The following is a 16,212-nucleotide window of genomic DNA, read 5'->3' on the forward strand; positions in this document are numbered from 1 at the left end:
AAGCCATAAAAAAACCGGCCGCTGCACAAGGTACAGCGGCCGGCCACAAGTATGATTTTATACTTTATATTTCTTAGTAAGCTCTTCCAGACTTGTTCTCCACGAAGTTCATGAAGGCGCGGTTTACCACGCCTGTACCGCCCGGAGTTGGGTAGTTGCCGGTAAAGTACCAGTCGCCTTTATGGTTCGGACAGGCCTGGTGCAGGTCCTCGATGGTCTGGTAAATCACCTGAACCTCTGCATTCACGTCCGGCGCTTTCACAATCTCGGCTACCTTATCAGACAACTCGTTGTGAGTGAACAGGTCGTACAGCTCCTGCACAAAGTTCGTCTCTTTGAAGGCCGGTGTGCCGGCTGCGGCAAGGCACTTGTTATAGGTCGCCTGCAGTTTGTCTGCCTGGCCGGTATCCTTGAGCAGGCCGAGCAGCGCTCTGAAAGCCACAAATTCCTTCATTCGGGACATGTCAATGCCATAGCAGTCCGGGTAGCGGATCTGCGGGGCGCAGGACACGATGATGATCTTCTTCGGCTCCAGCTTGTCCAGCATTTTGATGATACTCTTCTCCAGCGTAGTACCACGCACAATCGAGTCATCCAGCACCACAACCGTATCCACGCCTTTCTTCACTACCTCGTACGTAGTGTCGTAAACGTGCGTTACCAGGTCGTCGCGGCTTTCGTTGTCGGTGATAAAGGTGCGCAGCTTGGCGTCTTTGATTACCAGCTTCTCGGCACGCGGCTTAAACTGCAGGATCTCATCGAGCTGCTCCTCGCTCAGGTCCTGGTTAAGTATGGCTTTTTTGCGGTAGTCGCGCAGGTAGTTCTCAATTCCCTTCATCATACCCAGCCAGGAGGTTTCGGCCGTGTTCGGGATGTAGGAGAACACCGTGTTCTTCAGGTCGTAGTTAACGGCCTCCAGGATCTGCGGGCACAGCAGTTTGCCCATGTTCTTGCGCTCGGTATAGATTTCCGGGTCGTTGCCACGGGAGAAGTAGATGCGCTCGAAGCTGCACGATAGTTTCTCGCGTGGCTCCACCACCTCCTTCAGTTCCGGGTTACCGGCTTTGTCCACGATTAGGGCATGGCCAGGGGCAATCTCCTTTATCTCGCTGTATTCAATACCGAAGGCTGTTTTAATGGCAGGCTTTTCGGAGGCGATCACCACCACCTCGTCATCAATATAATAATAGGCAGGGCGGATACCGTTCGGGTCGCGCATCACGAAAGAGGATCCGAAACCAGTGAGGCCGGCCATGGCATAGCCCCCGTCAAAATCCCTGGCAGCGCGCTTGAGTACACGCTGCAGGTCCAGGTTCTGCTCTATCAACTGGGTGATCTCTTTGTTGGTGTAATCGCCCTCCTTATAATAATCGAACAGGCGCTGGTTCTCCTCATCCAGGAAGTGGCCGATCTTTTCCAGTACAGTGGTGGTGTCGGTTTTATGCTTCGGGTGCTGCCCCAGTTCCAGCAGTTTCTCGAACTGCTCGTCCACGTTGGTCATGTTGAAGTTACCGGCCACGGCCAGGGAGCGGCTGCGCCAGTTATTATCACGCACCATCGGGTGGCAGTTATCCACGCTGTTTACACCGTGCGTACCGTAGCGCAGGTGGCCCAGGTACACATCGCCCAGGAAAGGCAGGTTCTCCCACACCCATTCCACATCTTCGGCCCTGCCGGCGTACTGCTCCTGCAGTTGCTTATACTCCTTCCCTATCTTGCCAAAGATGCTATCGATTGCGCGGGTCTTTACGGAGCGGAAACGGCTGATGTAATCGATGCCGGGCAGGGCGTTGATCTTGATGCTGGCAACACCCGCACCGTCCTGGCCGCGGTTGTGCTGCTTCTGCATCAGCAGGTACAGCTTGTTGACGCCATACATCGGGGTGCCATACTTTTCGGCGTAGTATGAGATTGGTTTCCGGAGCCTGATCAGGGCTATACCACATTCGTGCTTAATTGCGTCGCTCATGAGTGCTTTATAGTGTCTGGGCCAGCAATTGCTCTATCCAGCGTAGCAGCAGGTCGGGTTTAAAGAACAGGACCAACAGCGGCAGGGCGAACAGCGCCAGCAACAGTTTTTCTGACGGTGAAATAACTAAATTTTCTCTAGATTGATTCCTTTTGAAGAAAAGGTAGTATGGTATCTTGATATAATAGAAGAGCGCTACCCCCGTCAGCAGAATTCCGGTTACTAACAGGACCAGCAGCATGTTGTTTCCGCCTAACGTATACGCCTCCCACACATTGCTAAAAATCAGCAGCTTTCCCATAAAACCGGCCAAGGGTGGCAGGCCCGTGAGTGAGAGCAGGTAAAGTATAGCCATCACGCCGAAGTATGGCTGCAAACGACCCAGCCCGGAAAAATCCTCCAGCGTCTGTACCCCATTCTTTTCCTCGGCCACCTGCAACAGCAGGAAAATGCCGAAGTTCATGAACAGCAGTACCGTGAGGTAAAACAATACCCCTGAAGTATAACTCGTGCCAAAGGCCAGCAGCGCCGTCAGCAAAAAACCGGCATGCGACACCGAGGAGTAGGCCAGCAGCCTGCGCGGTGTGCGTTGCCACAGGGCCGTGAAGTTACCAACTACCAGCGTGGCGATAGCCGCCACACCCAGCAGCAGCTGCACATCGGCAAAGGCAGTGGCATCCGTAAAATTATTGATGAACCGAAGTATAACCAGGATGCCCGCCATCTTCGGCCCTGTGGAGAACAGCGCCACCACCGGCATCGGTGCCCCCTGGTACACATCTGGGGCCCAGAAATGGAAAGGCGCGGCAGAGATTTTGAAGAAAAAGCCGGCAAGTATAAGTATAGCCGCCACCGTTACCAGCAAGCCATCTGCCTGCAGCAGGCCCATCACGAAGTTTTCAGAACTAAAATTCAGCGTGCCTGTGAGGCCATAGAAAAACGACATCCCGTACAACATCACACCCGCTGAGAGGGCGCCGTACAGCACATACTTCAGGCCGGCTTCCACGGCGCGTTTTTCGGTTTTAAAGGTAAGCGTGAGGATATAGGAAGCAATGGAAACTGTCTCGATGGCGAGGAACACCATCAGCAGGTTTACCGATTTGGCCATCAGGTTGAGGCCCAGCACCAGGATCAACACCAGTGCATAGAACTCCCCCCTGCCCTCCTGCAGCTTCTCCAGCCGCTTCAGCTGCAGCGACAGCAGCACCGTGAAAATACCCGCCGCACTGAAAAGGATGCCTCCGAAGCGCGCTAATCCGTCCGAGAGCAATAGGTTCAGGAAAGGCTCGTCGCCGGAAGTATAACCGCCCAGTACCTGCAGCACCAATACCCAGAACATACCAGTAAGCGCCAGCCAGGGCAATAGCCTTTTTATACTTTTGGCTTTGAAAAGATCGAGCGTGACGAGCAGCAGGAAAAACAGCACCAGCACCAGCTCGGGCAGCAGTGACCCTGCCCCGGCAAGTATGGCATTCAGCTTATCAGATAAGTATACTGCCTGTTCGTTCACCTATTTGAGTGTTGAAAAAATTAAACCCAGTTGCTCCTGCCCGCGCAGCAGCACCATTTCCGTGAAGCCGTTCACCGTGAGGCTGATCTTATCAAGGAGCAGGTGCGGAAAAATACCGAACAACAGCGCCAGCACCGCCAGCGGCACCAGCATCAGGTACTCTCTTGTGTTCAGGTCGGTGATGCTGGCATGCTCGCGCAGCTCCGGGAAGATCCAGAACTTGCCGAAGAACATGCGTTGTAGCGTCCAGAGGTAGTAAGCCGCACTCAGCAGCAGGCCAAACACCGCCACCACCGTGAGCCAGCGCGGCAGCAAACCGGTTGCCTCCGGCGCACCAAAGCCGCCCACCAGCACCAGCAGCTCCGAGATAAACCCGGAGAAGCCCGGCATCCCCAGCGAGGCAAAGAAGGCGATCACCACAAACGCAGTATAGGCCGGCATGGTGTTCGCCAGGCCTCTGAAGTTATGGATCATGCGGTCGTGGGCGCGGTCGTAAATAACGCCTACTACCAGGAAGAGCATGGCCGAGATAATGCCGTGGCTGAACATCATGTAGATGGCGCCGTTCACGCCCTCCACCGTAAGCGAGGCCAGCCCCAGCAGCACAAAACCCATATGCGAAACCGAGGAATAGGCGATCAGCTTTTTCAGGTCTTTCATGGCCAGCGCATTCATCGCCCCATATATGATAGAGAGCACGCCTAGGCCACCCACCAGCACGGCAAAGTATGCCCCGGCATCCGGGAAGATCGGGTACACAATGCGAATCAGCCCGTAACCGCCCACTTTCAAGAGAATAGCCGCCAGCAGCACCGAAATCGGTGTCGGAGCCTCCACGTGCGCATCGGGCAGCCAGGTATGCACCGGCACCGACGGCACCTTTATTGCAAAGCCGGCAAACAGCAGCAGGAACGCGATAAAGCGCAGCGGCAAATCCCAAAGTATAGTTCCCGAAAGCACGTGCAGCAGGCTGTTCGGGATAAAGTTGGCAGGTTCCATCATGGCCGGAATGCTGAAGGTGCGCACCAGGTTGTAGTTGCTGATTTGGTTGCGCTGCAACATCTGCTGCACCTGCGTCAGTACCTCTGTACCGGCCGCCTTGCCCTGCTCCAGCAGCCCCATCTGCATCGCCGTCGCCTGCGGGTCAATCACCGAAGTGTACAGTCCGATCATCACCAAAAGTATAAACAGCGAGCCCACCAAGGTATAAATGAAGAACTTGATGGAGGCGTATTCGCGCTTCGGTCCGCCCCAGATGCCGATGAGGAAGTACATCGGGAGGAGCATAAACTCAAAGAAAAGGTAGAACAGGAAGAAGTCGAGGGCCAGGAAACAGCCCATTACGCTGGTGAGCAGCAGCAGGTAGAGCAGGAAATATCCCTTTACGTTTTTGGTGATGGTCCAGGAAGAGATCACGCCGATCACGCCCACGATGCCGGTGAGCAGCACCATGCTGATGCTCACGCCATCCACGCCCACAAAGTAGTCGATCTGGAAGCGGCCCAAGTTGCCGAGCGAGAAGCCGATCCAGTTGAGTTTCTCCACAAACTGGTAGCCCTGCTGCCCGTTGGCAAAGGCCGAGCCATCAAACCGGAAGTATAAAAGTATGGACAGCCCCATCTGCACCAGCGCACCCAGCAGCGTTACGGCCTTTATCGGCTTCTGCAGGTGCACCGGCAACAGCAGCACAACAAGCGCTGCCAGCAAGGGTGTAAAAATGAGGCTACTAAGTATAAAATCCATCAACTCTGTTTATTGTTGATTGTTAATTGCTGATTGTTTTACCAGCCCGGATATAAATCCTGCCAATCCTTTTAACCTGTAAATCCTGAACCCAAAGGTAAATTAAAACAGGATGATATATAGCAACAGCAAAATAAATCCGAACAGGGAGTAAGCGTAATAGCTCTGCACCTTACCATTCTGCAGCCCGCGGCCCACACGCCCCAGCACCTTCGACAGCGCCCCTGCCAGCCAAACCAGGCCGTCCACTACCCAGCGGTCTACCCAGGCTACCACCTTCGCAAGGATCACAAGTGCTTTGCTGCCGTTGTTTAAAGTATAATCAATGATCTTTATGTCGATGCGGTAAAGCTGGTGGCTTAATGCCAGTGTTGGCTGCACAAAGGTTCTGTCGTAAAACTCGTTCAGGCCAAAGTGCCGCTGCGAGAGCCGCGCCAGTCTGCCCTGCGGTTCCTCCTGCTGCAGCTGTTCCCTAGCTTTGTTTCTATACTTCAGGATGGCCCAGCTGATGCCTGCCGCGCCCAGCAAGGTAGACAGTACTCCGAAGACGATGTGCAAGGTACTATTGGCCGCATCCTGCAGTTTCACCGCCTGCACCAGCTCATCGGAAAGTATATAGGAGGTGGATAATTTGCCTATGCTGATGCCCTGCATAAGCCAGCTGCTGCCGAAGCTCAGGGGGTTGAGCGAGAAAAAGATGCCCAGCGAAAGTATAGCAAGGATAATTACCGGCAGCGCCATCACGCGCTCCACCTCCTGCCCAGCCTTCAGCCGCACATCCTGCACCGCAAACGGTGCCCTGAACCCGCCGAAGAAGATGAACCACATGTGCCGGGCCATGTAAAAAGCCGTGAGCAGCACCACCATAAACCCGACAATCGGCACCGCAAAGTATAAACCGCCCCCCATGGTCTGCGCCCAGGCCCAGCTACCGGAAAGTATGGCGTCCTTGGAAAGGAACCCTGAGAACAACGGCAGGCCCACCAGCGCGGCTGTGGCTATTACATAAGTATAGAAAGTGAGCGGCATGGCCCTGCGCAGGCCACCCATGTTTCGGATATCCTGGGCATCGTGGTCCAGGTGATGGCAGTGCAACCCACGGTGCATGGCGTGGATAATGATGCCGGAATTCAGGAACAGAGCCGCCTTAAAGAAAGCGTGCGTGGACAGGTGGAACAGCGCCGCATCGTGTGCGCCTACGCCCATACCCATCACCATATAGCCTAATTGTGAGATCGTAGAGAAAGCCAGCACGGCTTTGATGTCATACTGCGTGAGCGCCACCAAGGCCCCGATCAGAGCAGTGACCGCACCGACAACGGCGATAATTATCAGAGCCTCCGGTGTGAAGAAGGCATAGCAGCGGGCCACCAGGTACACACCAGCCGCCACCATGGTTGCCGCGTGAATCAGCGCCGACACGGGCGTTGGCCCCTGCATGGCATCGGGTAACCACACCTGCAGCGGAAACTGCGCCGACTTGCCCACGCAGCCCATAAACAGCCCCAGCCCCGCCACTGTCAGGAACACCGGCCCCAGCTCTACCAGCCAGTTCTGGCCATTTAAAGTATAGGTAGCAATAAAATTGCCGCCCTGCCAGTTGCCGCTCCCGATCAGGGTACGCAGCGCCTCCAGGTCAAAGGTGCGGAAGTAGGTATAGAAGGCGAACAGCCCGAGCAGGAGCCCGACATCACCAATGCGGTTAATGAGAAATGCCTTTTTATTGGCCGCCACCGCCGCCGGTTTTTGGAACCAGAAGCCGATGAGCAGGTAAGATGACAGGCCCACCAGTTCCCAGAACATAAACAGCAGCAACAGGTTATCCACCAGCACTATCCCCAGCATGCTAAAGGTAAACAGCCCCAGGAAAGCAAAGTAGCGGCTGTAGCCTTTGTCGCCATGCATGTAGCCTACCGAGAACAGCTGCACCAGCAGGGAGATGAAGGTAACGATCACCAGCATCAGCACGGTGAGGTTATCGAGCAGGATACCGGCCGTGAAATCGGTGAGGGAGTTACCCGGCAAACTAAACCAGGTGGTACGGCTGTGGAAGGTGGCCGAGTTCCATACTTGCGTAAACAGCCACCCGGAAAGTATAAATGCTACTGCAGTTAAACCAGTTGCCAGCCAGTCGCCTTGGCGGGGCAGGCGCTTGCCAACCAATGCCAGTACCAGGAAACCCAGCAGCGGCAGCAACAGCACAACCAGAGCGGCTGTGGTTTGAGGTGTGGCTGCCAAAGGCTTCAAGAGTTCGGATAGCTCCAAGGTATACTTCTGGTTTGGTTTCTGATATGCGTGGCCGGGCCAGCTAACAGCGGGCAAAGTTAAGGAGAAAGAGCTTCTCTTAATAGCTAATCTTTAACTCTATATAGCAGAAAGGGCTTCCTTACTTTTTAGAAAGGCTCAGGATACGGAAAGCGCCCCTTGCCACCAGCAGAAATACAATGCCCCCGATTACCAGGTCTGGAATCCTGGAGCCTGTAAAGTACACCAGCGCTCCGGCCACGATCACGCCGATGTTCGCGATCACGTCGTTGGAGGTAAAGATAACGCTGGCCTGCATGTGGGCTTCCTTGCTCTTTGATTTCTGCAGCACGTAAAGTGAGGCAGCATTACCCAGCAGCGCCAGGAAAGAAACGATGATCATGGTCTGGAACACAGGCGTGGCCTCCAAGCCGAGAAACCTCCGGATGACCTCCGCAAAACCAAGTATGGCTAAACCGAGCTGCAGGTAGCCGCTGGTTTTTGCGATGCTTTTTTTCCGGCTGGCGGCCCCTCCTACCGCGAACAGCGCCATGCCATACACAAACGCGTCGGCCAGCATGTCCAGTGAGTCGGCCACCAGTCCCATAGACCTGGAGAGGAAGCCGGTAATTATCTCCAGCACAAAGAAACCGAAGTTGATAAGTAGCACGACCCACAGCAGTTTTCGCTCAGCTGCAGGTTGTGGAGCTGCTGCTGTTGCTTCCGCTTCTTCCGAAGAGAGTAAAGTTGCCTCCAGTTTCAGCTCATTGATGGTTCCTGCTATAGGACCGGCCTCTCCGGAGTGAAAGACAGTGACTTGCCTCTTCGGAATATCGAAATCCAATCGCTTGATGGTCTCATCGCCCTCCAGCTTCATCCGGATCATCTGCTCTTCTGAGGGGCAGTCCATTTTTGAAACCCTGAAAGTCGATTTATGGACCATATTCTTTATTTTTCCGGAGTGACTATTTGGTTCAGGTTGGCGGTTTTAAAGTACTGGTACACGCGCAGCACAATGGCCAGCGCCACAGCCGCTTCGGCGGCGGCTACCAGTATCACAAAAAGAGAGAATAGCTGCCCTTGCAGCAGTTGCGGGTCATGCCGGCTAAAGGCCACCAGGTTCAGGTTGGCGGCGTTAAAGATCAACTCAATGCCCATCAGCACCACCACCGCATGGCGCTTGGAGATAACGGCAAGCACCCCGATACTGAAAAGCGCGGCGCTCAGGAGTAAAATATGCTCTAACGGAATCTGTTCCATACTTATACTTTCTGTTTATCGGTGGCGATGTAGGCGGCCCCCATCAGGGCAATGAGCAGCAGCAGCGAGGCCAGCTCAAACGGCACCACTACATCCGTCATCAGCTTGATGCCTATACTTTGCACGGTGCTTTTCTGGTTGCCCAGCACATCCAGCTCCGTCGTCTGCAGCCACGGGAGCGTACTAATGTTGGCTTTAAGTATGGTATAGCTCAGCCCGACAAGTATAAATCCGGCCACCAGCGTACCCCACACCGTGTTCACGTTCTCTGACAGCACCGATTTATCGTGCACGCGGCTGCTGAGCATGATACCGAACAGCAGCAGTACCAGCACCCCGCCCACGTACACCATCAGCTGCGTCACGGCGATAAAATCGGCAAACAGCAGCACGTAGATGCCGGCTATACTTAGCAAGGTGATCAGCAGCGAGAAACCCGCATACAGCAGGTTGCGCGTCAGCACCATGTAGGCACCGGAAAGCACAGCAAGTATGGCGAAGATGTAGAAAAGCATGCGTTTATCTTTGTAGTGCGTCCTTTTTGTCGATTAGCACTCTATTTCCAATTTTATAAAAAATCGTATCGCCTTTTTGGATAGCCAGAAGCGTATCGCCCGAAATAGTGACCGTATCCACATCACTAGGCTGTGCCATAACTGGTTTCGCTCGTCCTTCTTCCACATTCATCAAATACCCCACACATAAACCTAAGCCAACTAGGTTAATCAGCACAGGATACATACCAGAAAGGGTGGTTGCATTGTTAATGAATCTAAACAATTCTAACAGCAGCCAAACAACAGATACGCCAAAAAAAACGGCAATTATGTACTGGTAACCTGTATTATCTTCAAGCTCATCCCATCCGTAACTAAGAGCAAACAAAATAAAAATAGCGCCTAGTGCATAAAAAATTACAATCTGAAGGTTTCCAACAACTTGCCTCATGCGTGGATTATGTTACTTTTTCGCTTTAGCGCTTAGAATGACACCTATAATCCCTGCCAAGGATAAAATCAGTCCTTCAAAAAAGAGAACGGTAGAGATCGGGTGCCCCAGCTTTGTACCGTAGCCATACCCCAGGAAAAAGCAGCCTAAGACTATAACCAAAACAGATAGTATAACCTTTACTGTTTTCGCAATATCAGTACTCCTATTTTGGTTTATATCTTCCATCCTATTCACAGTTAAGCTTTCTTCCTGGCCGCCAGCACTGCCGCTTTGGCAGCTGCCATTTCTTCCTGCTGCTTGGCAAACAGCTGTTTCTTCTCCTCGGCCTGCTCCGGCGTGAGGTCCGTAAAGTGGTAGACCATGTTCTTGATGTCTACTTCCGGGAAATCATACACCGGCGTCATGGTGAGGCAGTCGGTAGGGCAAACTGTGGTGCAGAGGCCGCAGTAGCAGCACTTGGCCATGTCGATGTCGAACACCGGCGCGTAGAGGCGCTTTTTGGTGCCATCTGATGTCATCCCAATATCTTCCGTGGCCTTCACCGACTCGATGGTGATGCAGTTGACGGGGCAGATCTTGGCGCAGAGGTCGCAGACAATGCAGTCGTCTATCTCGTTGTGCAGACGGTAGCGGCCGTTATCGGGCACAGGTATAGCCTCGTACGGGTACTTCAGTGTCACCTGTCCGTCGGCCTGCTTAAAGTAGTTCTCGTCCGTTACATACTCCGGCGTGCGGCGGTTGCGGGCGTTCTTAAAGTGTTTCCAGGTCAGGCTCAGCCCGCTCAGCAGCGACTTAACGACGTACCAGAAACCTGTATGTTTTTTTATGGCAGTTCTTTCCATTTTTTAGTTCTCTACCGCAAGATTTCATCTTGTGGCATTGCATGAGGCAAGTTTTCAACTTGCGAAATCATACTTTTTACTATCGTAATACAAGTTAAAACTTGTTTCGAAGACCACCGCAAGTTACGCTGTCGCTAAACTTGCGGCAGCACCTGCTTTAATTTATAACTAACTACACCATCAACAACCGCCAGATGCCTGCTATTAAAACAACGGCCAAAGCAACCGGCGTCAGCACTTTCCAGCACAGGTGCATAAGCTGGTCCACGCGCAGGCGCGGGTACGTCCAGCGGAGCTGCAGCTGCAGAAACAAAAGTATAAATGTCTTGCTCACGAGCCAGAAAATCCCCCAAAGTATACCTGATACCTCCCCAACTGTGCCGGAGGTCCAGTAAGCCAGTGCCACAGGGCCGATGTTCGGCAAAGGTGTATTCCAGCTACCCAGGAACAGCACAACCGCCACCAGGCAAACCAGCACCATCATACTATACTCGGCCAGGAACAGCACCGCAAACCGGAAACCCGAGTATTCTACGTGAAAACCCGCCACCAGCTCCGACTCCGCCTCCGGAATATCGAAAGGGGCGCGGTTGCTCTCGGCCAGCGAGGCGATGAAGTAGATCACGAAGCTCACTAAAAGTATAGGTGCCCGGAAAATGTTCCAGGTAGTGATGCCGCCAATGGTGGTGGTATTGATGCCCAGCGCCTCAATGCCGAATAGCCAGTTCATCTCGTACTCCAAGCCCGGAAACTGGTTCATCAAAGCGCCCTGTTGATAGCTGATCTCCTGAAAGTCCAGCGACTGCGTGATCATCACCACGGAAAGTATAGCCAGCCCCGCCGGTATTTCATACGATACGATCTGGGCCACCGAGCGCATGGCACCTAGCATGGCATATTTGTTATTGGAGCCCCAGCCCGCCATCAGCAGCCCCACCACATCCAACGACACGATGGCCAGCAGGTAAAACACCCCGATGCCGATGCCCGCAGGAATCAGGTTCGGGGCAAAGGGTACAACAGCGAAACCAGCGAATACGGCGGCGAAAATAAGGATGGGAGCCAGCTTGAAAAGGCTTTTATCGGCAGCAGCGGGCACAATGTCTTCTTTCTGCAGCAGCTTCAGCACGTCGGCCACAGCCTGCAGCGAACCCTGCGGCCCCGCCTCTGTGGGTCCTACGCGGTCCTGCATAAAAGCGGCCACCTTGCGCTCGGCGTAAGCCAGCACAATTACCACTCCCAACAGAGCCCCCAAAGTCAGCAGAAAAGCAAGCATAGGCGTTTAATTTTATCTCGACAAAGGTAAGGGTTAATTCGGAAACCCGAAGGTACGGAAATTGTCCGAATCAGGATTTGCAGGATGATTGGATGGACAGGGTTTCTGTCCAGGCGCTCGCATGTCTGCCAGATTCCTTGAGGTTTTTAAATGAAGCTGTGCCACCCTCCTGAGCTTTTTGCCAGCCTTGTCGCCCGGACAGAAACCCTGTCCGTCCAAACAAAAACCTTCACCCTATAACTTTCTAACTCTCTAACTTCCAATCACTCCCACAGCGGGAAATGCTCCAGGTGCACTTTGCGCTTGAAGAAAATGCGGGTGCTTTCCTCGAAGGAGCGGGTAAAGTCGGATACGTAGAAATGGTGATCGCCCTTTAAGCTTTCAGCGGCGAGGCTATTCTGCTCCAGGTAGTCTTTCACCTGCTGTGCCACAATCTGGCTGGCGTCCAGCACATCTACTTCGCCTTTGTAGTAATTCTCAATTTGCTTTTTAATGAGCGGGTAATGCGTGCAGCCAAGTATAAGCGCCTCGATGTCCTGCAGGTGCGGGTCCGAAAGGTAGGCATGTATCACGCTCTCAGAGATGGAATCGTTAAAGAACCCCTCCTCTATCATGGCGGCCAGCAGCGGCGTGGCCAGCGACTTCAGCTCGATGTTCTTGCCCAGTTCATCCACCTTTTTGCGGTACACATTGGAGTTCACGGTTTGCTTCGTACCTATCAGGCCGATGGTCTTGTCCGGGTAGGTCTGACCGATGTACTGCACGATCGGGTCGATGACATTGAGTACTTTGGCCTTGCTGCCCACATACTCCTTCACCAGTTCGTAAGCCGCCGCCGAGGCCGAGTTGCAGGCGATAAGAATAACCTTGCACTGCTGCCGAATCAGCAGGTCACAGATCTTAACGGCATAGGCCTGTATGGCCGCCGTTGACTTATCGCCGTAAGGCAGGTGGGCCGTATCTCCAAAATAAATAATACGCTCGTTTGGCAATACATTTATAATAGCCTGAGCTACAGTTAGTCCGCCTATCCCGCTATCAAAAATACCGATCGGCCTGTCTTTCTTTTCCTGGTTCATGAAGAGCGAATTTAGTTAAAACCCAGGCAAAGCTTTCGTTCACCCATAAAATTAATACGTTCACAAGGTTTTGTAACCTTTTAGAATTTATACTTACTGCAAAAAGTTATATTAGCGAAAAGATAATTTACATGATGCTTCTTAACAAATAAAAAATATACAAACCATTTGCCATTTAACACCAAATTGCTATTTTAGCAGCATCTACGCCACACTTAGCTTTCTTCTCCGATCGCTAACCTTGCCAAAGGTGTCCCTCCACTATAAGGGAGAAACGGAAATAAACGACCGGCGAAACTGGTCACAACGGAAACCATACACCCTGTAAGCCCATGCAAAGCACGTTTACACTATCGCCTGCCCCTACGGTGAAACGCTCTGCCTTATACGGCACTCTTTCTGCCAGATTTGTATCATTTCTGGTAGACACCACCCTGCTGGTATTTTTCTACACTTTCATAGTTTACGGACTGAATGGGTCGCAGTCGCATGTTTACTCATGGGATAAAATGGTAGATGACAGCATAAACCTTGCTGAACTGATGACTGTGGGTAAAATGGTATTCCTGAACCCTTTCTTCCCAATAATTCATTGGGCTTACTATACTTTCCTAGAGTCGTCTAACAAGCAGGCCACCATTGGTAAGTTTACCCTTGGCCTGCGGGTAACCGACCTGCGCGGTAAACCCATCAGTTTTGCACAGGCAAACCTGCGTTACTTCTCAAAGCTGCTCTCGCTTCTTCCGCTCGGGCTTGGCTTTGTGCTGATGGTAAACTCGCGCCGGCACCAGATGCTGCATGATTACCTGGCCCGTGCTTTGGTCGTGAATGAGTAAACGTTCACTTAAAAATTGCACTCATATTTATACTTACACCTCCGGCATCGTATAATAGGCTATAAACCATTTACGAAAGGAGGATTACTATGAGATTTATTCCGACCCGCTTCCATGGGGCGTTAGACTACGTGGTGGGGCTGGTTTTTATAGCTGCCCCCTGGCTGTTCGGCTTCTCAGAAGTTAGCTGGGCAACCTGGACCATCGTGATAGCAGGTATCCTGGTACTGCTTCAAACCATCTTCACCGATTTTGAGGTAGGCCTTATCCATAAGATACCGATGCAGTCGCACCTGATGGTGGATTTTGGACTTGGTGTGATCCTGGCGCTCTCTCCATGGCTGTTTAATTTTGCGGACCGTGTGTTTATGCCGCACCTGGTTGGTGGTATATTTGCCATACTTGCGTCGCTCACCACACACCGCAGGCCAAGCGAGTCTTACCGCACACGGCATGCCACACAGGAAACCATGCACTAAACAAACTTTAAACGTAGCAGAAAGGCTGGCCCCATAAGGCCGGCCTTTTTTATACTTGCCTGTTTTATGCTGGCGGCATTATCTTTTGTGTCGGCACATCGCTAACTTTGTAGTATGAATTATCTATCAGCAGAGAATATATCCAAGAGCTTCGGCGACCGCTGGCTTTTCAAGAACCTTAACTTTGGCATCAGCCAGGGGCAGCGCGTGGTGCTGGTGGGCGTAAACGGCTCCGGCAAAACTACCCTGCTCAACATCCTGGCAGGCAAACTGCCGCCCGACGAGGGAAGCGTGAGCGTGCGCAAAGAGGTAAGCATCGGTTACCTGGGCCAGAACCCGGAGTTCGACGAGGAGCTAACCGTGCAGCAGACCATCTTCTCGATGCAGAACGAGACACTGCAACTGATAAAAGACTACGAGGCCGCCATCGCTAACCCTAGCACCGGAGCTGAGAAAATGCAGCAACTGATGGAGCGCATGGACGAGCTGCAGGCCTGGGACTTTGAGGTGAAGGTGAAGCAGATCCTCTCCAAACTGGGCATCAACAACCTGGATGTGCAGATCAAGAGCCTTTCCGGGGGCCAGCGCAAGCGTGTGGCCATGGCTCGTGTGCTGATAGAGGAGCCGGAGATGCTGATACTGGATGAGCCTACCAACCACCTCGACCTGGATACCATTGAGTGGCTGGAGGGGATGCTGAGTACGCAGAACACTACCCTGCTGATGGTGACCCACGACCGCTATTTCCTGGACAAGGTGGCCAACGAGATTGCCGAGCTCGACAACGGCGAGATTTATACTTACAAAGGCAACTACAGCTACTTCCTGGAGAAGAAGGCCGAGCGTGAGCTGTCTGCCGCCGCCGAAACCGAGAAGGCCCGCAACCTGATGCGCAAAGAACTGGACTGGATACGTCGGCAACCGAAGGCCCGTGGTACCAAGGCCAAGTATAGAGTGGACGCCTTTGAGGAACTGAAGGAGAAAGCCGCCAAGAAAACCGCCGCGCCGCAGCTGGAGCTGTCGGTAAAAACCACGCGCCAGGGTGGCAAGATCATCGAAGTGGACCACATCTCGAAATCCTTTGGGCAGAAGAAGATCGTTGATGACTTCAGCTATGTGTTCAAAAAGAAGGATCGCATTGGCATTGTAGGCCCGAACGGAGCAGGCAAATCCACGTTCCTGAACATGCTCACAGGCAAACTGCAGCCGGACGCGGGTGTGATAGAAGCTGGCCAGACCACCGTTTTCGGTTATTATACCCAGGACGAGCTGACGTTTAGGGAAGACCAACGCGTAATAGACATCGTAAAGGAGATTGCCGAGGTGGTGGAGATGGCCAACGGTGAGGTGATCACGGCCAGCCAATTTCTGCAGCACTTCCAGTTTGCGCCGCCGCAGCAGTATACCTTCGTGAGTAAGCTGAGCGGTGGCGAGAAGCGCCGCCTGCAGCTGCTGCGCGTGCTCATCAAGAACCCGAACTTCCTGATCCTCGATGAGCCAACCAACGACCTGGACATCATCACGCTGAACATTCTGGAGGACTTCCTGCTGAACTTCGGCGGCTGTCTGCTCATCGTGAGCCACGACCGTTACTTTATGGACAGGCTGGTGGAGCACCTGTTCGTGTTTGAGGGCGATGGCAGGATACGCAACTTCCCGGGCAACTACACCGACTACCGTGAGTGGCTGAAAGAACAGGAAAAACAGGGCAAGCTGGAGCAGGAAGAGGCCAAAGCTGCCGCCCCGGCGCCTGTTGCGGAGAAGAAGCCGGAGCATCCGGAACAAAAGCGCAAGGCCACCTACAACGAGAAAAAAGAGTATGAGCGCCTGGAGAAAGAAATTGAGCAGTTGGAGAGCCGAAAAACTGAGCTGATCGAAATCATGAACGCCGGCACCACCACCGACCACGAGCAACTTACCGCCTGGGCTACCGAGCTGGAAAGTATAAACGGGCAACTGGAGGAGAAGGAATTCCGCTGGCTGGAGCTGGCCGAGTTGATGTAAAGTATAATTCCCCTTC

Annotated in this window: 14 protein-coding genes; 3 read left to right on the forward strand and 11 right to left on the reverse strand. The window is 53.1% G+C overall.

Features of this window, described 5'->3' with window-relative positions:
- Positions 1-73 precede the first annotated feature (73 nt).
- The 11 genes from OO017_RS17515 to murI form a co-directional block, all read right to left on the reverse strand.
- Positions 74-1,969: an amidophosphoribosyltransferase gene (locus tag OO017_RS17515; RefSeq protein ID WP_266053993.1), complete on the reverse strand. Its 1,896-nt coding sequence runs from the start codon at positions 1,967-1,969 to the stop codon at positions 74-76.
- A 7-nt stretch (positions 1,970-1,976) separates the two neighbouring features.
- Positions 1,977-3,482, reverse strand: coding sequence for an NADH-quinone oxidoreductase subunit N (locus OO017_RS17520; RefSeq protein ID WP_266053994.1), 1,506 nt, complete (start codon positions 3,480-3,482; stop codon positions 1,977-1,979).
- On the reverse strand, positions 3,483-5,225 hold the full coding sequence (locus tag OO017_RS17525; RefSeq protein ID WP_266053995.1) for a complex I subunit 4 family protein: 1,743 nt from the start codon (positions 5,223-5,225) through the stop codon (positions 3,483-3,485).
- Between the two features lie 102 nt (positions 5,226-5,327).
- Complete coding sequence (nuoL, locus tag OO017_RS17530) at positions 5,328-7,490, reverse strand: NADH-quinone oxidoreductase subunit L (protein WP_266053996.1); 2,163 nt, start codon at positions 7,488-7,490, stop codon at positions 5,328-5,330.
- 121 nt (positions 7,491-7,611) lie between these two features.
- On the reverse strand, positions 7,612-8,412 hold the full coding sequence (locus OO017_RS17535; RefSeq protein ID WP_266053997.1) for a cation efflux transmembrane domain-containing protein: 801 nt from the start codon (positions 8,410-8,412) through the stop codon (positions 7,612-7,614).
- A gap of 5 nt (positions 8,413-8,417) precedes the next feature.
- Positions 8,418-8,729, reverse strand: a complete 312-nt coding sequence (nuoK, locus tag OO017_RS17540; RefSeq protein ID WP_304608526.1) for an NADH-quinone oxidoreductase subunit NuoK — start codon at positions 8,727-8,729, stop codon at positions 8,418-8,420.
- 2 nt (positions 8,730-8,731) lie between these two features.
- Positions 8,732-9,244, reverse strand: a complete 513-nt coding sequence (locus OO017_RS17545) for an NADH-quinone oxidoreductase subunit J family protein (protein ID WP_266053998.1) — start codon at positions 9,242-9,244, stop codon at positions 8,732-8,734.
- A gap of 4 nt (positions 9,245-9,248) precedes the next feature.
- Entirely contained in the window at positions 9,249-9,677 is a 429-nt protein-coding gene (locus OO017_RS17550) for a hypothetical protein (RefSeq protein ID WP_266053999.1), read from the reverse strand.
- A gap of 239 nt (positions 9,678-9,916) precedes the next feature.
- Positions 9,917-10,522 carry a 4Fe-4S binding protein gene (locus tag OO017_RS17555; RefSeq protein WP_266054000.1) on the reverse strand — a complete coding sequence of 202 codons (606 nt, stop codon included), beginning with the start codon at positions 10,520-10,522 and terminating at the stop codon, positions 9,917-9,919.
- Positions 10,523-10,694: 172 nt separating this feature from the next.
- On the reverse strand, positions 10,695-11,798 hold the full coding sequence (locus OO017_RS17560; protein WP_266054001.1) for a complex I subunit 1/NuoH family protein: 1,104 nt from the start codon (positions 11,796-11,798) through the stop codon (positions 10,695-10,697).
- Between the two features lie 263 nt (positions 11,799-12,061).
- A complete protein-coding gene (gene murI, locus OO017_RS17565; RefSeq protein ID WP_266054002.1) occupies positions 12,062-12,877 on the reverse strand; it encodes a glutamate racemase in 816 nt (271 codons plus the stop codon).
- A gap of 332 nt (positions 12,878-13,209) precedes the next feature.
- On the opposite strand from murI, the gene OO017_RS17570 reads away from it, so the two are divergent.
- From OO017_RS17570 to abc-f, 3 genes are all read left to right on the forward strand, one after another.
- Positions 13,210-13,713, forward strand: coding sequence for an RDD family protein (locus OO017_RS17570; protein WP_266054003.1), 504 nt, complete (start codon positions 13,210-13,212; stop codon positions 13,711-13,713).
- Between the two features lie 89 nt (positions 13,714-13,802).
- Positions 13,803-14,192: an SPW repeat protein gene (locus OO017_RS17575; RefSeq protein ID WP_266054004.1), complete on the forward strand. Its 390-nt coding sequence runs from the start codon at positions 13,803-13,805 to the stop codon at positions 14,190-14,192.
- Between the two features lie 114 nt (positions 14,193-14,306).
- Complete coding sequence (gene abc-f, locus OO017_RS17580; protein WP_266054005.1) at positions 14,307-16,196, forward strand: ribosomal protection-like ABC-F family protein; 1,890 nt, start codon at positions 14,307-14,309, stop codon at positions 16,194-16,196.
- Positions 16,197-16,212 lie beyond the last annotated feature (16 nt).

The organism is Pontibacter anaerobius, from assembly GCF_026241195.1.
GTDB classification, from domain to species: domain Bacteria; phylum Bacteroidota; class Bacteroidia; order Cytophagales; family Hymenobacteraceae; genus Pontibacter; species Pontibacter anaerobius.